Source organism: Streptosporangium sp. NPDC050284 (genome assembly GCF_044459525.1).
In the GTDB taxonomy this organism is placed as follows: Bacteria; Actinomycetota; Actinomycetes; order Streptosporangiales; family Streptosporangiaceae; genus Streptosporangium.
This window is the reverse complement of sequence record NZ_JBITIZ010000009.1, coordinates 167409-193441: the sequence shown is the minus strand read 5'-3', so window position 1 is coordinate 193441 and position 26033 is coordinate 167409. Positions and strand designations below refer to the sequence as shown.

Annotated in this window: 22 protein-coding genes and 1 pseudogene; 8 read left to right on the top strand and 15 right to left on the bottom strand. The window is 70.5% G+C overall.

Translation table 11 applies throughout. The annotated features are described in order from the left end of the window. Positions 1-37: 37 nt before the first annotated feature. The gene (locus ACIBH4_RS22135; RefSeq protein WP_362511640.1) at positions 38-1498 is read left to right on the top strand and encodes a phytoene desaturase family protein; all 1461 of its coding nucleotides are present in this window, start codon (positions 38-40) and stop codon (positions 1496-1498) included. A 2-nt stretch (positions 1499-1500) separates the two neighbouring features. Further along, positions 1501-2850, top strand: a complete 1350-nt coding sequence (locus ACIBH4_RS22130) for a glycosyltransferase family 2 protein (protein WP_362511643.1) — start codon at positions 1501-1503, stop codon at positions 2848-2850. On the opposite strand, the gene ACIBH4_RS22125 is transcribed toward ACIBH4_RS22130, so the two are convergent. Next, positions 2801-3397, bottom strand: coding sequence for a glycerol-3-phosphate acyltransferase (locus ACIBH4_RS22125; protein WP_362511646.1), 597 nt, complete (start codon positions 3395-3397; stop codon positions 2801-2803). The two genes, ACIBH4_RS22130 and ACIBH4_RS22125, sit on opposite strands and share 50 nt — an antisense overlap. Positions 3398-3437: 40 nt before the next feature. Here ACIBH4_RS22125 and ACIBH4_RS22120 point away from each other — a divergent pair, with 40 nt between their 5' ends. Beyond that, on the top strand, positions 3438-4082 hold the full coding sequence (locus ACIBH4_RS22120) for a spheroidene monooxygenase (RefSeq protein WP_362768750.1): 645 nt from the start codon (positions 3438-3440) through the stop codon (positions 4080-4082). 177 nt (positions 4083-4259) lie between these two features. Here the strand turns inward: ACIBH4_RS22120 and plsX are convergent, their stop codons facing one another. The 7 genes from plsX to ACIBH4_RS22085 all read right to left on the bottom strand — a co-directional run bounded on the left by plsX (position 4260) and on the right by ACIBH4_RS22085 (position 11693). After that, positions 4260-5231, bottom strand: coding sequence for a phosphate acyltransferase PlsX (gene plsX / locus ACIBH4_RS22115; RefSeq protein WP_362511652.1), 972 nt, complete (start codon positions 5229-5231; stop codon positions 4260-4262). A gap of 175 nt (positions 5232-5406) precedes the next feature. After that, positions 5407-6306 (bottom strand): phytoene/squalene synthase family protein, encoded by a 900-nt coding sequence (locus tag ACIBH4_RS22110; RefSeq protein ID WP_362768747.1) that lies wholly within the window; start codon positions 6304-6306, stop codon positions 5407-5409. Next, positions 6303-7763 carry a phytoene desaturase family protein gene (crtI, locus tag ACIBH4_RS22105; protein WP_362511658.1) on the bottom strand — a complete coding sequence of 487 codons (1461 nt, stop codon included), beginning with the start codon at positions 7761-7763 and terminating at the stop codon, positions 6303-6305. Before crtI ends, ACIBH4_RS22110 begins: the two co-directional genes overlap by 4 nt. Next, a complete protein-coding gene (locus ACIBH4_RS22100) occupies positions 7760-7978 on the bottom strand; it encodes a hypothetical protein (RefSeq protein WP_362511661.1) in 219 nt (72 codons plus the stop codon). The genes crtI and ACIBH4_RS22100 overlap by 4 nt, the downstream gene beginning before the upstream one ends. A gap of 214 nt (positions 7979-8192) precedes the next feature. Next, the gene (locus ACIBH4_RS22095) at positions 8193-9929 is read right to left on the bottom strand and encodes a S8 family serine peptidase (protein ID WP_362516915.1); all 1737 of its coding nucleotides are present in this window, start codon (positions 9927-9929) and stop codon (positions 8193-8195) included. Between the two features lie 379 nt (positions 9930-10308). Beyond that, positions 10309-11175: a glycosyltransferase gene (locus tag ACIBH4_RS22090; RefSeq protein ID WP_362768744.1), complete on the bottom strand. Its 867-nt coding sequence runs from the start codon at positions 11173-11175 to the stop codon at positions 10309-10311. A 161-nt stretch (positions 11176-11336) separates the two neighbouring features. Next, entirely contained in the window at positions 11337-11693 is a 357-nt protein-coding gene (locus ACIBH4_RS22085; RefSeq protein ID WP_362516922.1) for a hypothetical protein, read from the bottom strand. Between the two features lie 11 nt (positions 11694-11704). Between ACIBH4_RS22085 and ACIBH4_RS22080 the strand changes: the two are divergent. The 3 genes and pseudogenes from ACIBH4_RS22080 to ACIBH4_RS22070 form a co-directional block, all read left to right on the top strand. After that, positions 11705-12238: pseudogene (locus ACIBH4_RS22080) on the top strand (glycosyltransferase); the annotation flags it as partial. Between the two features lie 706 nt (positions 12239-12944). Then, positions 12945-13649 carry a hypothetical protein gene (locus ACIBH4_RS22075; RefSeq protein ID WP_362516925.1) on the top strand — a complete coding sequence of 235 codons (705 nt, stop codon included), beginning with the start codon at positions 12945-12947 and terminating at the stop codon, positions 13647-13649. A gap of 38 nt (positions 13650-13687) precedes the next feature. Continuing rightward, positions 13688-14071 carry a hypothetical protein gene (locus ACIBH4_RS22070; RefSeq protein ID WP_362516928.1) on the top strand — a complete coding sequence of 128 codons (384 nt, stop codon included), beginning with the start codon at positions 13688-13690 and terminating at the stop codon, positions 14069-14071. Positions 14072-14183: 112 nt separating this feature from the next. Here ACIBH4_RS22070 and ACIBH4_RS22065 read toward each other — a convergent pair whose 3' ends face one another. Continuing rightward, complete coding sequence (locus ACIBH4_RS22065; RefSeq protein WP_362516931.1) at positions 14184-16856, bottom strand: LuxR C-terminal-related transcriptional regulator; 2673 nt, start codon at positions 16854-16856, stop codon at positions 14184-14186. A gap of 521 nt (positions 16857-17377) precedes the next feature. Continuing rightward, a complete protein-coding gene (locus ACIBH4_RS22060; protein WP_362768741.1) occupies positions 17378-17707 on the bottom strand; it encodes a hypothetical protein in 330 nt (109 codons plus the stop codon). Positions 17708-18069: 362 nt separating this feature from the next. Between ACIBH4_RS22060 and ACIBH4_RS22055 the strand changes: the two genes are divergently transcribed. Continuing rightward, positions 18070-18909: a metallophosphoesterase gene (locus ACIBH4_RS22055; RefSeq protein ID WP_362516937.1), complete on the top strand. Its 840-nt coding sequence runs from the start codon at positions 18070-18072 to the stop codon at positions 18907-18909. Beyond that, positions 18906-19559 carry a 4'-phosphopantetheinyl transferase superfamily protein gene (locus ACIBH4_RS22050; RefSeq protein ID WP_362768738.1) on the top strand — a complete coding sequence of 218 codons (654 nt, stop codon included), beginning with the start codon at positions 18906-18908 and terminating at the stop codon, positions 19557-19559. The genes ACIBH4_RS22055 and ACIBH4_RS22050 overlap by 4 nt, the downstream gene beginning before the upstream one ends. Positions 19560-19715: 156 nt before the next feature. Here ACIBH4_RS22050 and ACIBH4_RS22045 read toward each other — a convergent pair whose 3' ends face one another. The 5 genes from ACIBH4_RS22045 to rph all read right to left on the bottom strand — a co-directional run bounded on the left by ACIBH4_RS22045 (position 19716) and on the right by rph (position 25970). Continuing rightward, complete coding sequence (locus ACIBH4_RS22045) at positions 19716-20831, bottom strand: lytic polysaccharide monooxygenase (RefSeq protein ID WP_362516943.1); 1116 nt, start codon at positions 20829-20831, stop codon at positions 19716-19718. 457 nt (positions 20832-21288) lie between these two features. Continuing rightward, entirely contained in the window at positions 21289-21609 is a 321-nt protein-coding gene (locus ACIBH4_RS22040; protein WP_362516946.1) for a DUF6204 family protein, read from the bottom strand. Continuing rightward, positions 21590-22228, bottom strand: coding sequence for a TetR/AcrR family transcriptional regulator (locus ACIBH4_RS22035; protein ID WP_362770302.1), 639 nt, complete (start codon positions 22226-22228; stop codon positions 21590-21592). Before ACIBH4_RS22035 ends, ACIBH4_RS22040 begins: the two co-directional genes overlap by 20 nt. A gap of 333 nt (positions 22229-22561) precedes the next feature. Further along, positions 22562-23035 carry a hypothetical protein gene (locus ACIBH4_RS22030; protein ID WP_362516952.1) on the bottom strand — a complete coding sequence of 158 codons (474 nt, stop codon included), beginning with the start codon at positions 23033-23035 and terminating at the stop codon, positions 22562-22564. 313 nt (positions 23036-23348) lie between these two features. Continuing rightward, complete coding sequence (gene rph / locus ACIBH4_RS22025; RefSeq protein WP_399172696.1) at positions 23349-25970, bottom strand: rifamycin-inactivating phosphotransferase; 2622 nt, start codon at positions 25968-25970, stop codon at positions 23349-23351. Positions 25971-26033 lie beyond the last annotated feature (63 nt).

Here is a 26033-nt window from a genome sequence, read left to right as displayed (position 1 = left end):
TCACCAGACTCGTCGAACTCGTCGGAAGGGGGCGCGGATGCCTGAGACAACGGTGATAGGCGGCGGCGTCGGTGGCATGGTCTCCGCGCTGCTGCTGGCCGGGCAGGGGCATCGGGTGCGCCTGTACGAGCGGCTCCCCCGGCTGGGCGGCAAGCTCGCCGAGCACACCAGGGACGGCTTCACCTTCTCCATCGGCCCCTCCCTGCTCACCCTGCCCGGCGTCTTCACCGACCTCGGGCTGCAGCTCGACCTGGTGGAGCTCGACGAGCTGTGCCGCTACCGCTTCGCCGACGGCTCGACGCTCGCGGCGTACCGCGACCCGGTGCGGATGGCCGCCGAGGTCGACCGGCTCGCGCCCGGCGAGGGCCGCGCCTGGCTCGCCTTCCACGACTGGGCGCGGGGCTGTTTCGACGCCTCGCGTCGCACCTTCTTCAGCGGACCGCTCACCCGGCCGCCCACCGAGGCCCGCCTGTCGGACCTGCTCGCGGTGGCGCCTGGCCGGACCCTCGACGGCCTGGCCCGCCGTTTCTTCACCGACCCGCGCCTGCGCCAGTACGTCGGCCGTTACGCGACCTACGCGGGCTCCGACCCGTACCGCGCCCCGGCCGCGCTGGGGTGCGTCCCGGCGATCGAGCACGGCGAGGGCGGCTGGTACGTCCCCGGAGGGCTTCCCCGCATCGCCGACGCCCTGGTCCCGCTGCTGGAGAAGGCCGGGGTGGAGGTCGTCCTGGGCGCGGAGGTGACCCGGGTGCTCACCGACGGCGAACGGGTCACGGGGGTGCGGCTCGCCTCGGGCGAGCGTGAGCGCGCCGACATCGTGGTCGCCAACACCGACGCCGCCGCGCTGTACGGGCAGCTGTTGCCCGACCGGCGGCGGCTGCGGCGCATCGCCGCGCTCGGCACCTCCTCCTCGGCGTTCCTGCTGCTGGCCGGGGTGGAGGGCAGGACAGAAGGGCTCGGCCACCACTCGATCGTCTTCTCCGGCGACTACGAGCGGGAGTTCGGTGACATCTTCCGGCGGCGCAGGCCACCGGAGGACCCGACCGTCTACATCGGCTGCTCGGTCGTGGACGACCCCTCGCAGGCCCCGCCGGGCACGGAGAACTGGGTCATGCTGGTCAACGTCCCCGCCCGCGACCCCGGCCGGTGGCCGATGTCCCCCGAGGCGTACCGGGACCTGGTGCTCGAACGCCTGGCGAGCAGGGGTCACGACCTGTCGGGGCGGTTGCGTTTCGTGGACCTGTTCACCCCCGCCGACCTGCGCGACCGGTACGGCTCGTGGGGCGGCTCGATCTACGGCGGCGCCTACTCGGGCAGGCTCGCGCCCTTCCGCCGCCCGGGCAACCGGGGTCCCCTGCGCGGCCTGTACCTGGTGGGCGGCTCGGCGCATCCCGGCGGCGGGCTGCCGCTGGTCGCGATGGGCGCCCGCATCGTCGCCTCGCTCGTACGGGAGGACTTCCCCTCCGGTTCTCCGGGACATCCCGGCGTGGAGGCCTGACGATGAGAGTCCTCACCGCTCTGCAGGCCGCCGCCGCGCTCGTCGTGGCGGTACGGCTGGCCAGGGGGCGAAACCGCCTGCCCCCGCTCACCGTCGCGCGAGACCACCACCTGCCCGCGCCGACTCCCGCCCGGACGGCGCGAGACCGTCCGCCCGTGCCGGTTCCCGCCCGGACGGCGCCGCCGCGCGTCTCGGTGGTGATCCCCGCCCGCGACGAGGAGGCCCGCATCGGCCCGTGCCTGTCGGCGCTGCTCGCCGATCCGGACGTCGCGGAGATCGTCGTCGTCGACGACGAGTCACGCGACGGCACCGCGCTCCTCGCGGCCGAACTCGGCGCGAAGGTCATCGCGGGAGCGCCGCTGCCCGAGGGCTGGGTGGGCAAGCAGTGGGCGCTGAAGCAGGGGGTCGAGGCCGCCGGAGGCGACGTCGTGGTGACCCTGGACGCCGACGCCAGACCCGCGCCGGGGCTCATCGGCGCGCTCACCGCGACCCTGGGAGAGTACGACCTGGTGAGCGCGGGACCCAGGTTCGTGTGCGAGGGGGTGGCCGAGCAGGCGCTGCACGCGTCGTTCCTCGCAACGCTCGTCTACCGCTTCGGCCCGATCGGTCCTTCGGCTCCCCCGGCCCCGCACCGCACGGTGGCCAACGGCCAGTGCACGGCCTTCCACCGCACGGCGATGCTGGACGCCCGGGGATTCGCGCGGGTACGCGGGCACATGGCCGACGACGTGGCACTGGCCAGGACCCTCGCGGCGGACGGATGGTCCGTGGGATTCCTGGACGCGGGAGGACTGCTGGAGGTCGACATGCACGATTCCGCCGCCGAGGTGTGGCGGGAGTGGGGGCGGTCGCTGTCGCTGCGCGACGTCACCGCGCCCGGCTGGCAGGCCGCCGACCTGGCCGTGGTCTGGCTCACCGCCGCACTGCCCGTGCTGCGGCTGGTGACCGGCCGTCCCACCCGGCTCGACCTGGCCCTGCTGACCGTACGGTCGCTGCTCGCCGGCGCGCTGCGCGGCAGCTACACGCGGCCGGGGCTGGGCGTGCTGCTCTCCCCGCTGCTGGATCCGCTGGCGGCCCTGCGGCTGACGCAGGCCACGTTGCGCCCGGTGCGCAGCTGGCGGGGCCGTACCTACCCGGCGACCACGACGGTCTCCCGCCTCGGCCAGGTCACGACGGGTACGCCGCCGGGGCAGGTCACGACGGGCGGACGTCCAGGACCGGACACGACGACCATGTCGCCGGAGCGGGTCACGACGGCCACGCGTTCCCGGCCGGGTCCGACGACCACGTGGCCGGGCCGGGTCACGAGGGGCGGGAGTTCCGCGCCGCCTGACCGAAGCGCAGCCCGATGAGGCACATGAGCAGCCCTGTCCCGGCCACGTACGCGACCGGCGCGAAGAGCAGTTGCAGCAGCGGGAGGCCGAAGACACCGACGCGCGCCCCGATCGCGAACGACCGCGTCACCAGGGCGGCCACGATCAGGGCGGCCACGCCGAGCAGGAAACCCGGCGGGCAGATGACGGCGAAGCCGCCCGCGAAGGTGAGAATCGAGCGACCGCCCCTGAACCCGGCGAAGACCGGCCAGGCGTGCCCGGCCATGGCCGCGGCCACCGCGAGATACACCGGCACCGTGCTGTCGCCGCTCACCCCGCCGGGCCAGGTGAGGTGCGTGCCACTGACCCACAGGGCGAGCAGCCCCGCGAACGTGCCCTTGAGCATGTCGCCCGCGAAGACCGGCACGGCGGCCCGCCAGCCGAGCCGCTCCCTGACGTTCCAGAAGCCGGGGTTGCGGTCGCCGACCTCTCGGGGGTCGAACCCGTACGCGCGGGCGACCAGCACGGCGACCGGTACGGACCCGAGAAGGTAGCCGCCGATGACCGAGACGAGCAGCGGAACCATCGTTTCCTTCCATCTCACGAGATACGCGGATCTAAGGGCTATGCGCTACATGGCGTTCGACCGGCCGGTGCTGAGAAACACGCCGGGGCTGGTGTTCTGGCGGCTGCTCGGCTCAGGGCGCGGAGCGTCGACGGGCATGGACGCGGACCTGCGCCGCTGGGCCCTGCTCGCGGTGTGGCGCGACGAGCGGGCCCTGGACCGCTTCCTGGACGAGTCGCCGGTGGTGGCGCGCTGGCGGCGTGAAGCGCGGGAGTCCTGGCAGGTGCGGCTCGCTCCCGTCGCCTCACGTGGCAGCTGGAACGGGGTGGAGCCGTTCGGCCCGCTTCCCGCGAGCACGCCCGGGATCGATCCCGGCGGGCCCGTCGTCGTGCTGACCCGCGCGTCGATCCGGCCCTCCCGGCTGGTGGCGTTCTATCGCTCGGTTCCCGGGGTGGACCGCCTGCTGGCGGAGCAGGACGGCTGCCTCGCCTCGGTCGGCGTCGGCGAGTGGCCGCTGGCCAGGCAGGGCACGTTCTCGGTGTGGCGCGACGCCGCGGCGGTGCGGGACTTCGCCCACAAGGGGGCGGCACACCGGCGCGTGATCGGCAGGACACGCGAGGAGAACTGGTACTCCGAGGAGCTGTTCGCCCGGTTCTCCCCCTACGCGAGTGAGGGCACCTGGGACGGCGCCGACCCCCTGGCCTGACCCACCCCGGTCCGTCCTGTCCCGGGGCCGGGGTCCCGCCCCCGCCCGACACGCGGATACCACCGTGAAACGCGCGCACCGCGAGCACGGGAGCACCTCCGCCCAACGGGCGGACGCCGTGGTGAGACGCCCGCCCCGCGTCCGGGAACGCGGGAGCACCCGGCCGCCCGCCCCCGTTCACCGAGCGGGTCCCGCGGTGAGATGGTCGCCGAAGCGGGTGACGACCCCGCCCTCGGCGAGGTCGTGGGCCACCGCGCAGGCACGCGCGATCGTCGCCGCCCGCGAGGAGCCGTGCGCGACGACGACGGTACCGCTCAGCCCGAGCAGCGCCGCCCCGCCGTGGGTCTCGGGATCGTAGCGGTCGGCCACCGTTTTCAGTTCCTCGGCCCCGGCGATCCCCGAGCGCGCCACCAGCGTCAGCGCGGCCCGTACCGAACCCTCCACGTTCTTGAGCACCACATTGCCGGTGAAGCCGTCGGTGGCGATCACGTCGACGGTGCCCGCGAGCACGTCGTGGCCCTCCACGTTGCCGTGGAAGCGGAACGGCAGTTCGGGAAGCAGCTCACCGGCCCTGCGAGTCAGCCGGTTGCCCTTGCCGGGCTCCGAGCCGATCGACAGCAGGCCCACCGACGGGTCGGCGACGCCGAGCACGAGTTGCGCGTAGGAGGCTCCGAGCAACGCGAACTGGGCGATCATCTCCGGTGTGGGGTCGGAGGTGGCTCCCGCGTCGATCAGCACGGTGGCGCCACCGGTGACCGAGGGCAGCGCGATCGCCAGGGCCGGCCGCAGGACGCCCGGGGCACGGCCGATGCCACGGATGGCACATGAGACGACCGCGCCCGTGGATCCGGCCGACACGAAGGCCGAGGCCGCTCCTCGCCGTACGAGATCACAGCCGACCGTGAGGCTCGTCGTGGTGGAGGAGACCGCTCCCGCGCCCCGTTCGGCCATCGGGACGACGTCCTCGGCGTGCACCACGCCGATCTCGGAGACGGCGCCGTGGCGGTCGAGCTCGGCACGGATGACCCCCGCCCTGCCCACCAGCAGCACGGGGACCCCCAGCTCGCGATGGGCGGCCACCGCCCCGGCGACCGTCTCGATCGGTCCGTGGTCTCCGCCCATCGCGTCAACGACCACAGGCTCTGCCATCACACTCTCCCCACGACAACGACAACAGCGACACAGAAGACGGTGTCGAACGGTCTCTCACCGGACGACCCCGCGCCCGGCGGTCCCACACCCGCACCCACTCCCCTCGCCTTCGGCGGCCTCTCATCGAATGACCTCACGACCCGAAACCTCGCGACACGTCCGCCCGGCCGGTTCAAGGAATCTCGACGATCACGCGGCGTTCGGCGCGGTCGGCCGCGGACGCCGCGAGCAGGTACCGCGCGAAGATCGACAGTCGTCGTCGCCGGGGTACGACGATCCTCGCGCCGAGGACGTCGTAGCGGGCGGTCTCGATCCGGTCGAGGATGCCTCCGTACAGCTCGAAGGCCGCTCGGATGCACGGCCGGGAGGAGGGGGTCAGCATGGCGAACCCCTCCTCGGCCCGCGCGTAGTGGTCCCTGGTCCGCCGAGCCTGGAAGGCGATCAGCTCGCGCAGTTCGGGGGTGGTGACGCCGCCCTCCAGATCGGCGACCTTCACCCCGAACCGGTCCAGGTCCTCCAGTGGAAGGTAGACCCGGCCGCGTTCCAGGTCCTCGGCGACGTCACGCAGGAAGTTGGTCAGCTGGAAGGCCAGCCCCAGCTGGCGAGCCGGTTCGCGGGCCTTCTCCTCCATGCCGGGCAGCGGTTCGAGAACGGGCAGCATCATGGTGCCGATCACCGCGGCCGAGCCCTCCATGTAGACGAGCAGGTCGTCGTAGGTCGGGTAGCGGGTGACGGTCAGATCGGCCCGCATCGAGCTCAGGAACGCGTCGATGTCGCGGTGGTCGATGTCGAAGGAGCGCACGGTCTGCGCGAACGCGGGGAGCACCGGGTCGCCGGTGGTCTCGCCCGCCAGGGCCTCGGTGAGCCGGGCGGACAGGTCGTCGAGTGCCCGCGCCCTGTCGCCGGTCATCGTGAAGGAGTCCACGATCTCGTCGGCGTAGCGCGCGAAGCCGTACAGGGCGTGCACGTGCGGGCGTTTCCAGCTGGGCAGCAGCAGGGTCGCCAGGTAGTAGGAGCGGCCGTGCCGGGCGTTGAGCCTGCGGCAGAGTTCGTAACTGGCGGTCAGGGTCATCGGGGGGTCTCCAGTACGCGTTCCGCGGCGAGCCTGCCGGAGATCAGCACCGGTGGCACCCCGACCCCCGGCGCGGTGTACATTCCGGCGAAGTGCAGTCCAGGGACGCGCCTGGCCGCCCCGGCCGGCCGGAACCAGGCCGTCTGGGCGAAGCGGTGGTCCAGCGCGAACGGGGTGCCCGCCGAGTGGCCGAGCCGCGCCCAGGCGGGCGGGTCGATGGTGAGCCTCGGCGCGGCGGACAGATCGCCGTAACCGAGGTCGGCGAGCCTGCCGAACAGCCGGTCCTCCAGTTTCGGGGTGAGCCGCTCCCAGTCGGCGCCGCCACGCAGGTTCGCGGTCGGTTCCAGCACGGTGAGGGTGGCGTGGCCCGACGGCGCGGCGCCGGTGTCGGACTCGGGGTAGGTGACGAGCAGGTTCGGGTCGGGCTGTGGCCTCCCGGCGCGCAGCGCGTCGAAGGTGGCCTCCCACTCCCTGCCGAAGTGCAGGGTGTGGTGCGCCTGCCCGGCCAGGTGGCGGTCCAGGCCGAAGTGCATGACCAGGCAGGAGGGCGAGTAGCGGGGACGGCGGAGCCGCCAGTCGCCCGCGCCCTTCGGGAGCAGCCCGGTGTGGGCGCGGGACAGGTCGCAGGCGACCACGACGTTCCCGGCCGCGAGGCGCTCTCCGGTGTCGAGCCTCACCCCACGGACGCCGGAGGATCCTGCCTCGACCTTCACGGCGCGGACCCCGTACCGGATGCGCGCGCCCGCCTTCTCGGCGAGCGTCGCCAGGGCGACCGGGATGGCGTGCATCCCGCCGTCGCGCGGGAAGAAGACGCCCCCGACGGTGTCCATGTGGGCGATGACCGCGTAGATCCCGAGCGCCTGGCGGGGCGGCAGGCCCACGTACAGGGCCTGGAAGGTGTGCGCCTTGATCAGCCGGTGGTCGGTGAGGTGGCTCCTGACGAGGGAGTCCATGCTGCGGAAGCCGCCCAGGGCCGCGAGGCGCGCCAGGACGCGGGGCTGGGCGAGGTCGCGCAGCCTCGTCATGTCGCGGTCGATGAACGCGGGCCACTCGATGTCGAAGAGCTCGCCGAGCCTGGCGCGGAAACGCCGGTATCTCGCGGCCTCCGCGGCGCCGCTCAGCGCGCGCACCCGCTCGGTCATCGCCTCCTCCCCGGCCACCAGGTCCAGGTGGGAGCCGTCGTGGTAGCGCAGCCGGTAGTACGGGTCCAGGCGCCGCAGCGGAAGCATGCTCTCCATGTCCTGTCCGGCGGCGGCGAAGACGTCGGCCAGGACCTCCGGCATGGTCAGCACCGAGGGGCCGGTGTCGAAGCGGTACTCGCCGAGGGTGGCCGTGCCGCAGCAGCCGCCCGGCACCTCGTTCGCCTCCACGATCGTGACGTCCCGCCCGGCGGCGGCGAGCCGGACCGCGGCGGCGAGACCTCCGAGACCGGCGCCGATCACCACGACCGGGCTCACGCGCCCCTCCTCGTCACCAGGTCTCCCTCACCGGCCGGCCCGTCCACACCCGCGACGAGTACGCCGGCCGCCCGTACGGCCGGACCCGTCACTCCCGCGCCGGTGACCTGCGGCGGCGCGTCGGCCTGTGTACGGGTGGGCGGGGTCGCCTTCCGTCCCGGATGGGGGTCCGTCCGCTCACGGGACCGGTCGGTCCCACGTGTGACGGCGGCCATGGGCATCACTCCTTCTCGTCCACAGGAGACTTCGCAAGCGACACCACGTCTGGATGCGTTTGTCCGACGGCAGGCGTATGGCCCGTGACCGGTGGCATCTGACGATCCATCCCCGGGCCGGGCTGCGGGTAAGTCAACCCACGGCGCAAGAAGGCGTAAAAACGGCGAGGCCCGGCGTCCGCCGCGCGGCGGACGCCGGGCCTCGCCGTTAGGGTCAGTGGACCGACCGGCGGACCGCCCGGAGGGCGTCGACGATCCCGTAGCCGTAGAAGCCGTTTCGCGACGCGCCTCCCTCACACGTCTGCGTAGAGGTCGCCGTGCCGCCGTCCGGCAGGTGCCGGGTGTAGGTGTGGGCGGGCGGGGTGGGACAGGGCGTCCTGGTCGCGGTGCCCTTGAGGGCCCTCTCCACGACGACGGGACGGAGCATCTTGCCTCCGTGCACCCGGTCGCGCCGGCCGTACTCGCTCACGATCAGCGCGGCGACCCCGGCCGCGCGTGGAGAGGCCATCGAGGTGCCCTGGAGATACACGTAGTAGCCGCAGACGTCGCCCTTGCAGTCGCGGACCACGTTGGTGACGTTGGGCGTGCCGTCGGGGTTGAGCTGGCCGCGCGCCTCGGCCAGCGACTTGGGATAGGCGGCCAGTGTCGCCCTGGTGACGTCGCGGTCGCCGTTCGCGGTGTCGTAGACGTCGCCGCCCGGGGAGGAGACGCCGATGTAGCCGTTGCCGTAGTCGGAGTAGTACGCCTTGCGCCTGCTGACGCCGGTCGCGGACACGGAGATCACATGCTTGGCCTCGCTCGGCATGGAGACGCAGCTCGGGGGGATCGTGCGCGAGTAGGGCGACTCGCCGGGGACGCCGGCGAAGTCGGGGCTGGAGGCGTCGACGATCTCCTTGGTGTAGTCGAAGGCCCTGTTGCCCGCCGCGGCCACCAGGGTCACCCCTTTGTCGTGCGCGTAGGTGAGCGCCCGCTGCATCGCCTTGATGATCGTGGCCTGCTCCTGCCGGTTGGCCGGAGAGTCCGCCGGGTTGTCGACGCAGTTGAACATCCACGGGTCGATGTAATAACTCATGTTGACCACGTCGACGCCGATGTCACCGGCGTAGGTCAGCGCGTCGACGCTGGGCTGCAGGAAGAAGAATCCCGAGTCCTGACCGGCCCGCAGGTTCACGATCGAGACCTTGGGCGCCACGCCCGCTATGCCGAGCCCGTTGAGGGGCGAGGCGATCGACGACGCCACGTGCGTGCCGTGTTCGTTCTCGTCGACGTCCACCGGGTCGTCGCAGGAGCGGTCCGGCTCGGCCTCGCACGGGCCGTCGACCTTGTTGCCGTCGGCGTCGACGGGAATGTCGACGGTGAAGTTGCGGCTCAGTTCGCGGTTGAAGTTGGGTGCGATGTCGGGGTGGGAGCCGTCGACACCGGTGTCGATGACACCGACCAACACGCCCGGGTCGCCCTGCTGGTGGCGGTAGGAGCCGTCGACGGTCGCGTGAATCTGCTTCATGTCCCACTGGAGTTCCGACAGCGGCTCCGCGGCGGGCGCGGGTGCGCCGAAGGTGGAGGCGGCGGGGGCGCCGTCACCGGCCTTCTCCACGGCACTCGCCCGCACGGTCGCGTGGCCCGCCGCTCCCCTCCTGGCGGAGGGCACGCTGCCGATGGACCGGTTGTGGGCGATGTCGTCGATCGAGGCGGCGTCGCGCACCTCCTCGGCGAAGTCGGTGTTCGCCGTCTTGACGGTGGCGACGCCGATCGCGGTGTTCTCCCTGAGGATGCTTCCGCCCGCCGTCCTGATGGCCTGCCGGGCGTCCGCCGGGCGCGCGCCCTCGGTGTAGAGGACGACGTACTCGGCTTCCACGACCGGTTCGGCGACCACCCGCCGGGCCTGGGCCGGGGATACCAACGTGGCCGCCGCGAGGGGGACGACGGCCGCGGTGACGATGACGCGTTTCACATATACCTCCATATATCCAAAGAGCTCCCCGCAAATGTGATTTCACGCGCACCAAGCAATTCATACGTGGACACATCTGCCGCCGGTGCGCAATAAAATCAACAGGCGCGGGGGAACCCCGTAACTCCTGCTACCCGCACACATTGGCGAATCATGCCATCAGTGAACCGTTAAGAGGGGATTCTCGCGCCAAAACTGATAACAGCATGGAGCTTCGCATGGTCAAACTCATTTGAAAATGACTTAAATGATGCCGAAAGAATCGGAAAAGAGAGCGGGAGGGAGGACCCGCAACCGAGGGTCGGACCGCCTTTCCAGCACAGCCGACGTCGTCCGGCTCGCGCGACGCGAGCCCCGGCGCAGGTCATGGCCGTCCTCACTACCGGCGGGAGCGTCCACACCGTCCGTAGACATCCAACGATCTTCGCGCCGCCTCGACGAGAGGCGAGAGGGTACGGCGATTCGCCAGCGCCCGGGGCAGCTTCCGCAGGGCGTATCCAAGTCCTCGCCATCCGGCCGGGCCTTCGCACGCGGCGGTGAGCACGGTACGCGTCACCACCGGCCACGGCCGGCGCAGGACGGCGTTGAGCACCGCGTTACGGGACGCGAGGACCCGACGGCGGCTCACGTCGCGGGAAGCGGAGGGATGGTGGTGAGCGACGACGTCGTCGACGTAGGCGAGTCCCCAGCCCGCCGCGGCCAGGTCCAGGGCGAGGCGCTCCTCCTCCCCGAGGAAGAAGATGACGTCGTCGAAACCGCCGGCGGCCAGATACGCCTTCCGGCGCACCACGGCTCCGCAAGCCAGAAAGCCGAGAACGGACGGACCGGGAAGGTCTGATTCGACTGCGAGAGGAGAATTCACCATGTCCCTACATATCGGGTCAAGGCGCTCTTCCATCCCCACCAGCATCCGCGCCGCCAGTACCGCCAGGCGGGGATGGGCGTCGAGCACGTCGGCAGCGCGTTCGAGCGCGCCGGTCGCCCACCAGGAGTCGTCGTCGGCGAAGGCGACGTAGGGTGTCCCGGCGAGTTCCACACCGAGGTTGCGAGCCGGTGCACCGAGGTTGCGTCCCAGTTCGACGACCCGCACGTGGGGAAACCTTCGTCGTACGAGAGCCGGGGTGCCATCGGTGGAACCGTTGTCAAGCAAGATCACCGGGGACTCGTGGCGCGGTAGCGAGCGCTCCAGGTCGTGGCGGCGGTTGCGCGTGGCCACCACCACCGTCACGCGCGGGAACGGGTCCATCCCGCCGGCCTGCCGAACGGTTTCGCGCCGGAGATCTTCTGATCTCGCACTGCCACGACACGGATCCCGCCTTCGCCGGGGTCCCGGGTCCGGCTTGGAGGAATGAGGTTCCGGGCCGGTGGCCGACGCGCGACGCGCGGCGCGCGGCGCCGGGCTCCGGTTCAACGGCTCACATCCGTGATCTCCCGCTGCCCGTGGATCTCCCGGTCGAACCAGTCGATGGTGCGGCGTAGTCCCTCGGCGACATCGACGCTCGGCCGCCATCGCAGCTTGGATGCGGCGAGCGAGATGTCGGGACGGCGAACCTCCGGGTCGTCGAGCGGGCGGCCGACGAAGTGGATCGGAGACTCGGAGCCGGTCAGATGACGAACCGTCTCGGCCAGGGTAAGCATGGTCAGCTCCGTAGGGTTGCCGATGTTGACCGGGCCCTCGAACCCGCTGTGAGCCAGGGCGAGGATCCCGCTGACGGTGTCGTCCACGTAGCAGACCGACCTGGTCTGCCCGCCGTCACCGGCCACGGTGATCGGCCTACCGCTACACCGGCGACCTCCCGCGCGCGGGCGTCGTCGTCAACGAACCCGTCAGGCGTCACCGGATCGCCGGGACCGATCTGTTGCCCACCCTCGCCAAGGCCGTGCCGCTCGACCTCTTCGGCATGAAGGTCACCGGCCTGCCCTACCGGACCTTCGAGGACCTGCCGCAGCGGGTGATGCACGCCGCGCTCGCCCGGCGCCGCGTCTACCTGCATCCCTACCGGTGGACCTCCCTCGGCCTGTCCCTCATCGAGGCCATGCTCCTGGGCATGCCCGTCGTCGCCGTGGCCGGCACCGAGGCCGTCGAAGCCGTCCCCTCCGAGGCAGGCGTCGTCTCCACCCGCGTCTCCGCTCTGGCAGGCGCCCTTGAGATGTTCGTCGCCGATCCCGACCGGGCGGTACAGGCCGGCAGGGCCGCCCGCGCCGCCGCCCTGACCCGCTACGGTCTCGGCCGCTTCCTGGCGGACTGGGACCTCCTGTTCAGCGAGGTCGGCGGACGCGCCCGGAGCCTTTCCGAAAAAGCTCGGTAATCACGATAGCGAGGGATTCCGAACTACTCGCAAAAACCCGAGCGAACGTATCTTTCGATGCGCGGGTGAAGCGTGCCGCGCGGGCGGGTCGCAGGGCATCCACCCGCAGACCGCCTCCCCACGGTTCCGGGGAGGCGAAATGCCCGCCCAGACCCGCCGGTACACGAAAATCCCGAACACGATGGTGGCCGTGTCGACGCCGATGGCACTTCCGCCAGGGTCGCGACGGCATCGAACGCGACCTGCCACGAGCATCCAAGCAGGTCGGCGACCGATTCCACTGGATGCCCACCGGATCGGCGGAACACGTGCGTCTCTAGGCCCAGGGCCTCTCGGTCCAGGTCTCGGCAAAGGACGGTGGCGCCCGTCGTCGAGGTGGTGGATCGACTCCAGGTCACCCGCGAACCCGGCCGTCGACCAAGGTGATCGGATGAGCGCCCTAATCGATCGTCGCCGTTCACAGTAGAGGTTCTCGACCTGGCCGGGGTGGCACCGATGGCTCCGGCCCACGGGGTGCTCGTCGGGCAGCGGAGGAGCGGGCGGGACGACGATCGAAGGATCGTGTCGCACGACTCCGGCGTTCGTGGTGAGCATGAGCAGTCACGCACGGAGGAATGAGTAGTCAGTACTCTACCTCTCGAATTCCACAGCTGAAAAAGTTTCCCTTGTCGAAAAAAGCATTCCAATTTCGAAAGGGACAATGAGAATGAAGCTCCGCACCTTATCCGCGGGACTCGCTGTCGCGGCCGCGGCGGTGACGCTCGCCGGGGGCCCCGCGACCGCCGCGGACGGCCCTTCCGAGGCCGACGTCAGGGCGGCCATCGAGCACGCCGTGTCGGGCAAGGCCACCGCCGCGGAACTCAAGATCATCAAGGACGACCCCCAGCTGGCCCGTACGGTGCCGGTGTCGGTGAAGGCGGGCGATCCGGTCGTCACCAAGGTCGACCCGCCCCAGCGGTCCGGCGGCCGGGACTCCTCCGCGCTGCGCGCCGCACAGGCTTCCTACCAGCAGAAATGCTGGGCTGTCGATTACCCGCTGACGCTCACGTCCTGGGCGGGCACCACCATCTACACCTGGCATCACGCGTTCTCCTACTGCACGGCGAACCAGGTTTCCGGCTGGGAGAGCACCCGCGTCATCTCCGTGGCCCCGTACAGCCGACGTGACTACTTCACCGACAAGTCCTCTGTCGTCTACCCGCAGGGCCTGGTCACCGACGCGGTCAATGCCCTCGTGGGCGCGCCGATCGGAACCAACACCACCGGCGTCGGGTCGCCCTATCACTCCCACATGGCGCGTTCGGTCAACCTCTGCTTCGCCCAGTTCAGCTGCTACGCCAGCAACCTGCCGCAGAGCAAGCTCACCCTCGGTTCGGAAGGCGTCGCGGTGGCGCTCGCCTCCGCCCTGTGAAAACGCCCGCAGTGAATTCGAGAGGATATGGAAACGCCATGAACAATATTGTCAGGAAAGCGGGCACCACCGCGCTCGCCGCGCTCACCGTGCTCGCTGTACTGGGCCCGGCCTCTCCGGCCGCCGCGGGCGCATACAAATATCTGGAGACGGACAAGGTGGCCTGTCCGGCGTGGGCGACCGGAACCTTCTACGACAGCTACCAGCCGACCGGCTATCGCGCCTTCGCGAACGAGTGCCATACCAAACCCTATGTCACGAGCGCGCGGGTCCGGCTCGTCACCAGTTGCTCGTGGGGCTTCACCTACCGCAGTGAACCGGCGGCGGTCGTCGAGGGCCGCTGGACGAGCTTCACGAGCCCCCCACGGACTGAGCCCGGCTGCCTGTTCGGGGTCTCCGATTACTGGCTCGAAGCGGCCTGACACGCCGCCCGCGCCACCCGGGTCCCGCCCCGCCGACGAAGGCGGGCGGGACTCGGCGAGTCCGCGGCCGCGTCGCCCGTGCACAGGGGCACGGACTGCACGGCCGACCGGTTCACCTGTTCGTGCGGCCGAGCCGGCCGGTCAGCTCCTGGCGGTCCGATACGCCGAGCTTCGCGTAGACGCGCTGCAGGTGGTTGTCCACCGTCCTGACGGAGATGGTCAGATTGGCCGCGATGTCCTTGCTGGACATCCCTCTGGAGGCCAGGCTCGCGATCTCCCTTTCCCTGGCCGTGAGCGGCACGGCCGCGTCGGCCGCCTGGAGCAGGGGCGTCCGCGCGCCCTCGCACAGGGCCGCGGCGGCGGCCGACCGCGCGGCGGCGGCGGAGGCCTGCCGGGGGTTCCCGAAGCGGCGCCACAGTTCCGCTGCCGCGCCCGCCGCCTCTGCCGCGAACAGGCTCGCCCCCATCCGGTCGAAGTCGTCCGCCACCGCTATCAGGCCGTCCCGGTCGCCGGCGGCCAGCGCGACCGCCAGCCGTGCCCGGGCGGTGATGAAGGGCCCTCCGGCCTTCGCGAGCTCCGCGAGACGGTTCGCCGCCTCCGCGGCGCCGCCGAGCCGCGCGAGGTCGGTCAGCAGCGTGGCCTCGGAGGAGAACTGCCCTCGTTCGCGGGCCTCGGCCGCCGCCTCCCGTAGCACTCTCCTGGCCGCCCCCCGCTCTCCCCGCGCCACGTGCGTCCATGCCTCGCCGAGCCGTTCCTCGGGCACGCGCACCGCCACCGCGAGCCCGGCGTGCTCGGTGAGGGCGGCCTCCGCCGCGCGCACGTCACCCTGTAGCGCCGCGGCCGCCGCGAGCCCGGTGAGGGCGAGTGGACGCAGGATCACTCCCTGAGGGCGGGTGTCGTGCGCGATCTCCGCGTACCAGCGGCGCGCCGAGGCCGGGCGGCCGGCCATCCAGGCGTTGCGGGCGAGCGGGAAGACCAGGAGTGTACGCTGCCACCCGGTCGGCACCCAGCCCGAGTCGGTGTGGGCGCGCTCGGCGGTGACTCGAGCCTTCTCCAGACGTCCGATCTCGGTCAGGGCCAGAACGAGCGCGGACCACGCGGCCGCCTCCTGCGGGCCGTGACCCCTGCCCTCCGTCCTCGCCTTCGCACACAGGGCCACGGCCCGCTCGGCCCACGGCACCGCCTCCTCACTGCGACCGAGAAAGGACAGCGCACTCGACCTTGTCGCGGCGGCGGCCGTCCACGCCGCCACGCCCGCGATGTCACCCACCGCCGGTTCCTCGTCCCGCATGTCGTCGAGCAGGTCGAGGCTCTCGGCGTGGCGACCGAGGCTGGAGAGTATGTTGGCCTCGTTCACCCGCAGCGCCCACAGGCCTGCGGCACTCGTGACGCGGTCGCGCGCCGCGTCGTTCGCGGCGACGACCTCCTCGCGGGTTGTGCCGCGGCACCACATGAGGTTGTGGGTGCGCGCCAACGCCACCGCGAGCGTGCGACTCTCCCTGGTGGCCTCCCCGTCGGCCCTGCGCAGCACGTCCTCGGCCTCCTGCGGTCGGCCCGCCTCGGAAAGCGTGCGGCCGAGCAGAAGCAGGGCCGGGAAGGTGAGTTCGTCCTCGGGAATTGCCCGGAGGAAGACGAGCGCGCGGGCATGGTCGTCGCCGTGCGCGGCGAGCCGGGCGGCTTGGAGGAGGAGGGCCGGATCGGCGCTGCCGGTGCCGGCGAGCCGGTAGGAGGCCAGGCGCATGGCGTCCTCCCGGCGGCGCGAGCCGGTCCGTTCCAGCCTGTCCGCCTGCTCGCGCAGGATCTCCTGCCGCCGCCCCTCGGTGATGCCCGGGGGCAGCACCTCCGCGTAGAGAGGGTGCGCCAGGCGGGCGTACGTACGCCGCCCCTCCCGCACGACGGTGACGAGCCCGGCTCGCTCCAGCTCGTCCAGGATCTCGGTGCAGGGCTCATGTTCGAGGTCGGCCACCGACACCGGACCGCACAGCGCGAGGACGTCGAGGAGACGACGGCCGCACGGCGCCACCGTCGCGAGCCGGTGGCGGATCACGTCCGTGAGGCGACGGGTGACCGGAAGGGGCTCGGTGGCGGCCAGTTGCCAGACCTCCCCGTCGTTCGTCAGCCTGCCCTCGGCCAGCGCGCCACGCACCAGTTCGCCTAGATAGAGCGGATTGCCGCCGCTCGCGGCGTGTAATCGGTCGACGGTCTCGCGGTGGACGTGGCCGGCCAGGGCGTGCTGGAGGAGCTCGTTCACCTCCCGCCACGTCAGCGGCGCGAGGTCGGCGTGGTGGACGGCGTCGCCTCGCCCGAGCGTCACGACGCTCTCCAGGGAAGAGGCGTCCGAGCGCACCGTGCCCACCAGGAAGACGGCGTCGGTCTCCATGAGCTGGCGCAACAGCATGACCGAGGCGGAGTCGAGCAGGTGCAGGTCGTCGATGAGCAGAACGAGGCGGGCCGTCGCGGTGTATGCCCGCGACATGAGCCGGACCGCCGTCGCGAAACCCGCGATGGGATCCGACAGGTCCACGCCGTCCGGCAGGAGATGCGCTATCGCTCCGAGAGGGATCTCCGCCGCCGCGCCGGTCGCGGCGGCGCGGCCCACGGCGTGCCCCCGCAGAGCTGCGACGGCCAGACATTCCTCCGCCAGCCGGGTCATGCCGACGCCGGGTTCACCGAAGATGAGGAAACCCTTGTAGCCGGTTTCATGGAGGACGGCCTTGAACGCCTTCAGCTCCGCGTCCCGGCCCACCAGGGACCAGCGCCTCGCCACCACCTCAACCGTCGCCACTGCGGCCTCTCCTTCCACCGGGCAATGTCCACCGAACAATCGGGCATGTCGTACTGGGGGCCGGCCGGAGACGCCTCCGGTTGTCCCCGGAAGCCGGGGGCCGGGAAGGAGCAGGTGCGAAAAACCGCACATCGGTAGACGTGCGGTTTCGCCGACGGCATTCCACAACGCTGTGTGCCGACCGACTGATCGTCAAGGTGATCTGTGGCGGAGGCCGACCTGCGCGCCATTCTGCGAGCGTCTCCAAAAGATGTCAATTGCATTAAGCCGCGGCCGGAATAACCCTGTCCGTAATCTTATATGGATTTTTGTTCTACAAGGTGCCGTCTTACGCGTGGAGCGAATGGTCAGCGCCGGAGATCTCCCCGCCGGAGAAAAACTCCATTGCCCGGTGAACGCGGCGAAGAGGTCCCGCGCGTGACGTCTCACATCGTCGTCCGCGCGGCGGTCGCGCCCGGGGCGCCGATCGGTCCCCGTTGGCGGGTCGACAGTCCGCGAGCCCTGACCGGACGGCGTTGCCGCTAGAGGACCCCGACCTGCTGCCAGGCGGCGCGCATCTTCCGCTGCTCGCCCTCCCCGCGCCTCTTCCTGCCGGGAAGGTCGAAGTCGCCGCCGTTCTCGACGTCGTAGACCGTACGCACCATGCCGGGAGCGGGCTCGACGTCGGAGAGGGTGAGATTGAGCTGACGCAGCGCGCCACCGAACGAGGCGCGCTGCGCTCGGGCGCTCTCCGAGGTGGCGAGGGTCTTCAGCGCGGACTCCCGCTCGGCGGGGGTTCCGTGTTCGGCGACCGCTTCAAGCAGGTCGGGAGGTGCGATGCAGCACGGGGGCATGCTGTCGAATGTCGTCATACGTTAAGGATCGTCACCGCCTGCTCAAACTGTATGAGTATTGCCATACTTGATGCCTTCGGAGGTGGGCTGGGGTGTGCCTACGGGAGCGGTCGTGAGAGGGTTCTTCTGCTCGACGATCACGGGGTCGTGACCGCGCCCGGGGAAGAGGGCGAGACGGAGGCGGCGGTGCTGGGAAACGTGGAAGAGAACGAGGGGACGGTGCGGGCGCTCACGGTGGCGACGCGCGGCGGGCGGCCCGCTTCGGCCACCGGCTCACCGATGGCGGGGTCGCCGGTGACGGGTCTCGTGCCGGGAGCCACCGGCTCGCGAAGCGCGCGACTCAGGCCGGGAGACACCACTTCTCGGAGGACGGGCCGCGCATGACGTCACTGCTGGCCATCAGCGACCTGCACATCGGCTACCAGGAGAACCGCAGCATCGTCGAGAAGCTGCGGCCCACCTCCCCCTCCGACTGGCTGCTGGTCGCCGGGGACGTCTCAGAGAAGGTCTCCGACGTCGAATGGACCCTGGGGCTGCTCGCCGAACGGTTCGAGAAGGTGGTGTGGGCGCCCGGCAACCACGAGCTGTGGACCCATCCCAGCGACCCCGTCCAGCTGCGCGGCGAGGAGCGCTACCGGCACCTGGTCGAGGTGTGCCGGAACCTGGGGGTGGCGACGCCCGAGGACCCCTACCTCACCTGGACCGGCCCCGGCGGCCCGGTCACCGTCGCCCCGCTGTTCGTGCTGTACGACTACACCTTCCGCATGCCCGGCGTGGCCACGAAGGAGGCGGCGCTCGCCCGCGCGTACGACAAGGGGGTGGTGTGCACCGACGAGATGCTGCTGCACCCCGACCCGTACCCCACCAGGGACGCCTGGTGCGACGCCAGGATCGCCGAGACCGAACGGCGCCTGGAGGCCAGGCCGCCCGGGGTGCCCACGGTGCTGGTCAACCACTACCCGCTGGTGCGCGAACCCACCCTGATTTTGTACCACCCGGAGTTCGCGATCTGGTGCGGCACCGAGCGCACCGCCGACTGGCACCTGCGCTTCGACGCCGCCGCGGTCGTCTACGGCCACCTGCACATCCCCAGGACCACCTGGCACGACGGTATCCGCTTCGAGGAGGTCTCCTTGGGCTATCCCCGCGAGTGGCGTCCCAGGTCCACCGCACCCGGTCAGCTGCGGCGCATCCTGCCCAGCCCCAAGGCCGCCTCGTGATCGAGAAGATCCTGCCGCCGTGGGTGGCGAGTTCGGAGCGCTTCGAGGACCCGCCGGACGTCGTGCTGTTCCCCGAGGAGGAGGAGGCCGTCGCCCGCGCGGTGGAGAAGCGGCGGCGCGAGTTCGGCACCGCGCGCCACTGCGCGCGTCAGGCCCTGGCCGAGCTCGGACTGCCGCCCGCGCCGATCCTGCCCGGTGAGCGCGGCGCCCCCGTGTGGCCGGACGGGGTGGTGGGCGCCATCACCCACTGCGCCGGATACCGCGCGGCGGCCGTCTCCCGCGACGCGCTCACCATCGGCATCGACGCCGAGCCCCACGAGCCGCTCCCCGACGGCATCCTGCCCGCGGTCTCCCTGCCCGAGGAGCGGGCCGCGCTCGCGCGGCTCGACGGCGACGTGCACTGGGGCCGGCTGCTGTTCAGCGCCAAGGAGAGCGTCTACAAGGCGTGGTTCCCGCTGGCCAGGCGTTGGCTCGGCTTCGAGGAGGCCCACCTCGTCTTCTCCCCCTCCGGTACGTTCACCGCCCGCCTCCTCGTCCCCGGCCCTGTCGTGGATGGCCGGGAGCTGACCGGTTTCACCGGCCGCTGGCTGGTCTCCGACGGCCTGGTCGTGACCTCCATCGCCGTACCGGGAAAGTCCGTACCGGGATAGTCCGCGGCGTCCCCTGCGGGAGGTCAGGACTTTCGTTGACATCCGCTCCGCCCCGAAGGGCGGAGGTTCCCGCCTGCTACACGTGCGGCTTCCGGCCGTCGTCGGCCCGCCGCCTTTCGGCGGGGGGCCGACGTGTGCCCGTTCAGTGAAAGAGGGTCAGGTCGTCGTGCAGGTGAGGGCGGGGATGTTCCTGCTGGAGCCGGAGACGACGAGTCCGAAGGTGGTGGAGGCGCCGGCGCCCAGCGAGCCGTTGTAGGCGGCGTTGCGGGCGGTGACCGCGACCCCGCTGCTGGTCACGGTCGCGTTCCACGCCGACTGGATGCTCTCTCCACCCGCGAGGTTCCATTTCACCGTCCAGCCGGTGATCGCGCTGGAGCCTGCGGTCACGTTCACGTCGATCTGGTAGCCGTTGGACCAGTCGGAGGCGATGCGGTAGGTGGCCGAGCAGCCGCCGCCCGGACCCGGGGTCGGGGTGGGCGTGGGAGTCGGGGTCGGCGTGGGGGTCGGGGTGGGGGTCGGAGTGGGCGTGGGGGTCGGGTCGGGGTTCGTGCCACCGGTGAAGTTGACGTCGCTGCAGAAGTAGTACGACTGGTCGAGGTGGCTCGCCTGCCAGACGGTGTAGACGATGTGGTGGCCGGTACGGCCGGGCGCGTTCACCGGGATGGCCGTGGTGGTGCCCGTCGGCCTCTTGCCCAGCTCGTTGACGAGTTCCAGGTCACTCCACTTCAGCGCCTGGGTCTTGGGGTTGAAGCCCTGTTTGGTGACGTAGACGCGGATGTAGTCCGCGCCGTGCGAGGCCTGGTCCAGCAGGTTCATCGTGAACGAGGAGGGACGGTCCACGGTCTTCCACGCGCCCACCGTGTCCATGGTCCGGTAACGGCCGTTCTCGGTCCGGCCGCCGCTGCACAGCTGCCCGTCCGGGATCGCGCCCTGGTGGTTGCCGCCGACGTTCTCGCGGAACAGCCCGTTCCAGTTCCACATCGCGTTGGGGTTGTCCTGCCAGGCCTGCCAGCACATCGGGTCCTGCTGGGCCATGGCCGGGTTCTGGAAGTCACCTGCCCAGCGCTCCCAGCAGCCGTAGTTGCGCGAGGGCGGATCGCTGATCGAGCCGTGCGCCGAGGCGGGGGCCGCCATCACGGTGGTGAACATGAGCGCGGTCGCGATCGCGACGGCGGCCGCGACGACCATCCGCCATACCGAGACTCGGTGGACGGTGACGCCGTCGGACACGTGCACTTGGTCGCGCAGAAGTCGGAGCGTACGTGACCTCATCGTGTGAAGGTCTCCTTTTGAAGGCCGGGATTTCGAATGCCGGGATGACGAGTCCTGGCGCGCCGAGTGAGGGCGGAGTCCTCACGCCAGAAGGTCACCACCGTCGCCCACTCCCCGGCCCCGGAGCAACCGTGGCGCATGCTTCCCGGAAGGCGACCGGCCTGGAACTGGCCATACGCTACAAAACGGATGAAAGGTTCATTTCCGATGATTTTCCCGGAGGCGGCTCCGGCATCCGTTCCCAACACCCACCCGGAGGCGGCGCTCTCACTCCGTCCCGCCGAAAGTGATCGGCAACCGCGACGGACAACAACCACGCTGAGCGTGGACACCGTCATGACTTACCCGAAGGCACCAGCCGGGGCACGGCTGTCAACGTAGCCGGCGATGTCGCCGTGAAGCGGCAGCGCTGTCGGGGCTGCGGCCGGAGGGATCCATGCCGAGGCCGGCCCGGCGGTCACATCCGCCGCCCCCTGGGACGGATCTTGATCTCGCGCATGTCGGTCACCGCGAGCTGCAAGATCTCATGCGAATGCCCGTGCGCCTCCAGCGCGACCATCGCGCCAAGCGCCGCCTCGTCCTGGCCGTCGTCCGGGCCTGCCGGAACCTGGCAGCGGAAGGTGAAGGCCGTCACGCTTTGATCGTGGGTGAACGTCCCGGCCTCGGTGTAAGCGAGGTCGCTCGCGGCCAGGACGGCCGCCCGCCCCGCGTCGTCGAGCCCGGTGAACTTTCCTCTGATCGTCACTCTGAACAACTGCTCATCCCTCTCGTACGGCATAGCCGAGCAGGCGCTCCCCCATGAGGCCCTCCGCGGCGTCGATCAGCTCCAGCACGTCCGCGGCGATGGCGTCCGGCCGCTCACCGGCCGCGGTCCGCCTGCCGATCTCCGACAGGACCATGCTGTGCAGGCTCCCAAGTTGCCAGGCGACAGCCCCCGGCACCGGGTCACCGGGCTCGGCTCCGGTCTCCTGGACCAACCGGGCGGTCAGCTCGGCGGTCATCTGGTGGGCAAGCCACTCAAGCCGGGCGGTCAGCGTGGGCGCGGCTCGCATCATCTCCAGCACGCGGCCGAACCCCTCGCTCAGCCCGACCTTGCGCTCGTGCCCGCTCACCTCCTGCCGCAGCCGCGACAGGACCGCATCGGCCGCCGACTGGCCGGGGTCACGCCCGCGTACCATGTCGGCCAGTCGCTGCGGGGATGCCTCCTCCGGGGGCAGGACGAGGTCTTCTTTGGTGTGGAAGTAGTTGTAAACGGTGTTGACCGACACCTCGGCAGCCGCAGCGATCTCGGCGATCGTGACGTTGTCGAAGCCACGCGCGACGAACAGGCCGAGGGCCACATCGGAGACACGTTGCCGGGTCTGTCGCTTCTTGCGCTCGCGCAGGCCCTCAGACATGTGTGGAGCCTACTCAAAATTTGGAGTCGATTGCAATTTTGCATCTTCCGCACCATCTTGGCGCCCTGGCCATCAAACCGTGCCTCACGCACCTCGGCGTGGCTCGCGCCCGGGATCGAGCGCGAGCGGTCGGACACCGTCAAACAAACCGTCTAACGAGCCGGCAACCGGCCGCCAAGACCCCCGGCGGCCCCTCAAAGGGAGCCGCCCGTGATGCCGATGACCCCGGATGCCCGCTCCGGGAAACTCGCTCACCGGCCTGGGAGTCCTCACTCACCTCACCCGGCTCCGGCCTGACCGCAGACGCGCGGACTCGCCGGAACGGAACGAGATCTAGCTGAACGACGCCGACTGCAGGGTGCAGTCGGTGATCCACGGGCCAGGGTTGACCGGTGCCGTGGAGCACCTCCAACTCGCGGTGATGCTGGTTGTCCCGGCGGGAATGGTGGTGTAAGTGACCGTTCCGGTGAAGTCGCCGTACGGGGAGTGGCCGCTGCTGCACAGGGCCTGGATCCCCACGGATGTGCTCCCGGCGGGCAGGGTCTGGGCGAACTGGAACGCGTACGTGCCGGGGACGCTGACCAGGCCGGGGGTTATCGAGGACGATCCGGCACGAATCATCACGTTCGAGGGATACCAGGTGCTGACATTTCCATAGTGGTTGGAATTGGAGCACTCCACCCTGCCGTACAGTACGGCGCTGGTCGCGGCGGCGGGTTGCGCCAGGCCCACGACGCCCAACGCCCCGGTGACGAGCAGTGCGGATCCGACCGCCAGTCCTCGACGAAGCAGTTTCGCGGCGAACATCTCCGTTCCTCCTTAATACTTCTGACATCGGCCACCGCGAATTCAGCATTCTCGCCCGGCACGGTCAACAGTCGAGCGATTTCAACAGAGCCACAACCGTCACGGCGAGGGGATCCCGAAGTCCGAATCCACCGCCGGTCAATTCGTCGTCTTCCAGGGAAACGACCGCACGGGAGAACGTGCGACCAGCGACGTTGATGAAAATTCCACGGACACCGGCCCTGAAGGCGTGTACCTGATGTTTCGGTCCGCCGATCGCGAGCCGCGCCCGGCCCCCTTGAAAGATTCAAGGGGGCCGGGAGACCGCATCGGCTCAGGCGAGGATCTGGACGTACCCGTCGGTTCCGTGCACGCGGATCCGCTGCCCGTCCCGGATCAGCCGGGTGGCCTGCTCCACGCCCACGACGGCCGGCAGGCCGTACTCCCGCGCGATCACCGCCCCGTGCGTCATCAGACCGCCCACCTCCGTCACCAGCCCGGCGATGGTGACGAACAGGGGTGTCCAGCCGGGGTCGGTGTAGGCGGTGACCAGGATGTCGCCCGCCTTCAGGTCGGCCCGCGCCATGTCCGTGACGACCCGGGCACGGCCTTCGACGGTCCCGGCCGAGACAGGGAGGCCGACCAGCGCGCCGGGCGGGGCGTCCTCCCTCCGATACCGGCCGGTGATGACCTCGCCGTCCGAGGTGAGGACCCGGGGCGGCGTGAGCGCCTCGTACGACCGGAACGCCTCCCGCCTTTGCAGGATGAGTTCGGCGTCCACGTCGTCGGTACGCACAACCTCTCGCAACTCCGGGAAACGAAGGAAGAAGATGTCCTCTTTCTCGCGCAGGACGCCGGAGCGGACGAGACGATCAGCCTCCCGCAGCAACGCCTGCTTGTAGACGAAGTAGCGGCTGACCTTGCCGTACTTGGGATACTCCCGGTATCCGGCGAAGGTGCGGACGCGGTCGATCATCCGCTTTGTCTCCTCGGCCTTCTGCTCCCCGTCGGGCAGGGCCCGCAGTCGCGTCAGAAGCTCCTCCTCTTTCCTTCGTGACTGCAGGAGTCCCTGTTCGAAGTGTCGTTTGCCGGCGCCCGGCTCGAAGTTCTTGATGTTGCCGAGGATGGTGGGCACGAGCGTGGCGGGTTGCTCGCTCCAGCGCGTCCTGGTGATGTCGATCTCGCCCGTGCAGCGCATGCCGTACTCGTCCAGGTAGCCACGGATGGCGTCACGCGCCTCCTGCCCGCCGGCGAGCTCGGCCAGCTCGTTCAGGAAGCCGTCGCCTTCCCGGCCTTCGTCCACGACGCGGTGCAGGAACGTCACGACGTCGGCGTGCGGCCGGATCGTGTCCGCGACGTCGAGGAGCGCCAGCCCCATCTCGGAGGTGACGTTGTGGGGGACGGACTGCGTGAGCGCGTCGGCCGCGTTCTTCTCCCCCAGCCACGCCTCAAGGTGGTCGTTGAGCCACCAGGCCGCCTCCATCCCCGCCATGATCACCTGAAGGCTCCGCGGATCGAACAGGATGCGCTTCAGCTCCGCGATGTCGGCCTGGATGAAGTCGAGCAGCGCCGTCCCGGACAGTGTCCGGATCTCGCTCCGCAGGGTGGCGACGGACTCCTGACTGTGCCGGATCAGCTCGGTGACGACGGCCGGATCGGTCTCGATCGGCGCGGGTGGGGCACCGGCCGGGGCGGCGACAGACTCCTCGCCGGGAACCGAGCGGATGAAGTCGCCGCGGTCGAGGACGGTCTGCAGCGCGTCCCTGATCAGCGGGTCGGACTTGCCCAGGGTTCCCAGGATGCTCGCGCGCCCCGCGGGCGTCGCCAGGGCGGGAGCCACGTCGACGAACAACCGTCCGCCCGCCTCGGGCATCGGCCGCGGGGTCGTCAGCTGCCACACCGAGAGTCCCAGCGGCTTCATCGCGTCGGTCATCATCTGCTGGTGGCCGACGGAGACGTAGAGGTGGTTGTCCTGGTCGTCGGTTTCCGGGACGGGGAACAGGGTGGTGATCGCCCGGCTCTGCACGATGTGGAAGTCATCTCCGACCAGGCACCATTCGATGTCCTGGGGCCTGCCGAAGTGCGCTTCGATGCGCCGGCCCAGCCGCACCAGACGCACGACCTGTGCGTCCGTCAGAGCCGGCTGTGTCTGGCGCCCCGGCTCGACGGGTGCCTCCTGGGTGCCGCCTGCCTGCGACGCCTGGACGAACCGCGATTTGGTCGCGATCGCCGTGGTGACGGTCTGGTCGTCGCGCACCGTGTATACGTCCCCGGCGACCAGGCCGGAGACCAGCGCCTCGCCGAGCCCCCAGCCGGCCTCCACGGTGGCGATCTTCCGGTTCGAGGTCACGGGATCGGCGGTGAAGAGGATCCCGGCCGCGTCGGGGAACACCATCCGCTGTACGACCACGGCCATCCGCACCCTGCGGTCGTCGAAGCCGTTACGGCGCCGGTAGGTCACCGCCCGCTCGGTGAACAGCGAGGCCCAGCACTTTCGGATGTGCGCAAGGATCTCCGGTAGGCCCACGACGTTCAGGTACGAGTCCTGCTGACCGGCGAAGGACGCGGTCGGCAGGTCCTCGGCCGTTGCGCTGGAACGCACCGCGTAGGATTCCTGCTCCCCGAGCCGGGCGAGCGACTCACTGATCGCCGCCACGAGGTCGTCGGGGATCGTCACGCCTTCGACGACACGGCGGATCTCGGCGCTCAGGGTGCGGATCGCCGCGTGGTCGTCCGGTTTCACCCGCGACAACAGGTCGAGTTGGGCGTCGATCGACGGCGCCTCGGCCACGATCCGCTGGAAGGCCTCCGTCGTGACGCAGAAGCCGTCCGGCACGCGAATGTCATTGATTCGCAAGAGCTCGCCCAGGTGTGCCCCCTTTCCTCCGACGTCCGCGATATCCGTCGAGTCGATCTCCTCGAAACCCCGTACGTAACCCAATTCCGTTGCCCCCATCGTTCGTCGGGTCGGTTCGCAACGGGCAGTATGAAGTACTTTTTGATGTCTCATGAGGCGCGC

What these genes read in the sequence shown, in the direction of transcription:
- ACIBH4_RS22135 (WP_362511640.1), top strand. Translation starts at nt 38, where the DNA reads ATGCCTGAGACAACGGTGATAGGCGGCGGCGTCGGTGGCATGGTCTCC.
- ACIBH4_RS22130 (WP_362511643.1), top strand. Translation starts at nt 1,501, where the DNA reads ATGAGAGTCCTCACCGCTCTGCAGGCCGCCGCCGCGCTCGTCGTGGCG.
- ACIBH4_RS22125 (WP_362511646.1), bottom strand. Translation starts at nt 3,397, where the DNA reads ATGGTTCCGCTGCTCGTCTCGGTCATCGGCGGCTACCTTCTCGGGTCC.
- ACIBH4_RS22120 (WP_362768750.1), top strand. Translation starts at nt 3,438, where the DNA reads ATGCGCTACATGGCGTTCGACCGGCCGGTGCTGAGAAACACGCCGGGG.
- plsX (WP_362511652.1), bottom strand. Translation starts at nt 5,231, where the DNA reads ATGGCAGAGCCTGTGGTCGTTGACGCGATGGGCGGAGACCACGGACCG.
- ACIBH4_RS22110 (WP_362768747.1), bottom strand. Translation starts at nt 6,306, where the DNA reads ATGACCCTGACCGCCAGTTACGAACTCTGCCGCAGGCTCAACGCCCGG.
- ACIBH4_RS22100 (WP_362511661.1), bottom strand. Translation starts at nt 7,978, where the DNA reads ATGGCCGCCGTCACACGTGGGACCGACCGGTCCCGTGAGCGGACGGAC.
- ACIBH4_RS22090 (WP_362768744.1), bottom strand. Translation starts at nt 11,175, where the DNA reads ATGGACCCGTTCCCGCGCGTGACGGTGGTGGTGGCCACGCGCAACCGC.
- ACIBH4_RS22075 (WP_362516925.1), top strand. Translation starts at nt 12,945, where the DNA reads ATGAAGCTCCGCACCTTATCCGCGGGACTCGCTGTCGCGGCCGCGGCG.
- ACIBH4_RS22070 (WP_362516928.1), top strand. Translation starts at nt 13,688, where the DNA reads ATGAACAATATTGTCAGGAAAGCGGGCACCACCGCGCTCGCCGCGCTC.
- ACIBH4_RS22060 (WP_362768741.1), bottom strand. Translation starts at nt 17,707, where the DNA reads ATGACGACATTCGACAGCATGCCCCCGTGCTGCATCGCACCTCCCGAC.
- ACIBH4_RS22055 (WP_362516937.1), top strand. Translation starts at nt 18,070, where the DNA reads ATGACGTCACTGCTGGCCATCAGCGACCTGCACATCGGCTACCAGGAG.
- ACIBH4_RS22045 (WP_362516943.1), bottom strand. Translation starts at nt 20,831, where the DNA reads ATGAGGTCACGTACGCTCCGACTTCTGCGCGACCAAGTGCACGTGTCC.
- ACIBH4_RS22040 (WP_362516946.1), bottom strand. Translation starts at nt 21,609, where the DNA reads ATGCCGTACGAGAGGGATGAGCAGTTGTTCAGAGTGACGATCAGAGGA.
- ACIBH4_RS22035 (WP_362770302.1), bottom strand. Translation starts at nt 22,228, where the DNA reads ATGTCTGAGGGCCTGCGCGAGCGCAAGAAGCGACAGACCCGGCAACGT.
- ACIBH4_RS22030 (WP_362516952.1), bottom strand. Translation starts at nt 23,035, where the DNA reads ATGTTCGCCGCGAAACTGCTTCGTCGAGGACTGGCGGTCGGATCCGCA.
- rph (WP_399172696.1), bottom strand. Translation starts at nt 25,970, where the DNA reads ATGGGGGCAACGGAATTGGGTTACGTACGGGGTTTCGAGGAGATCGAC.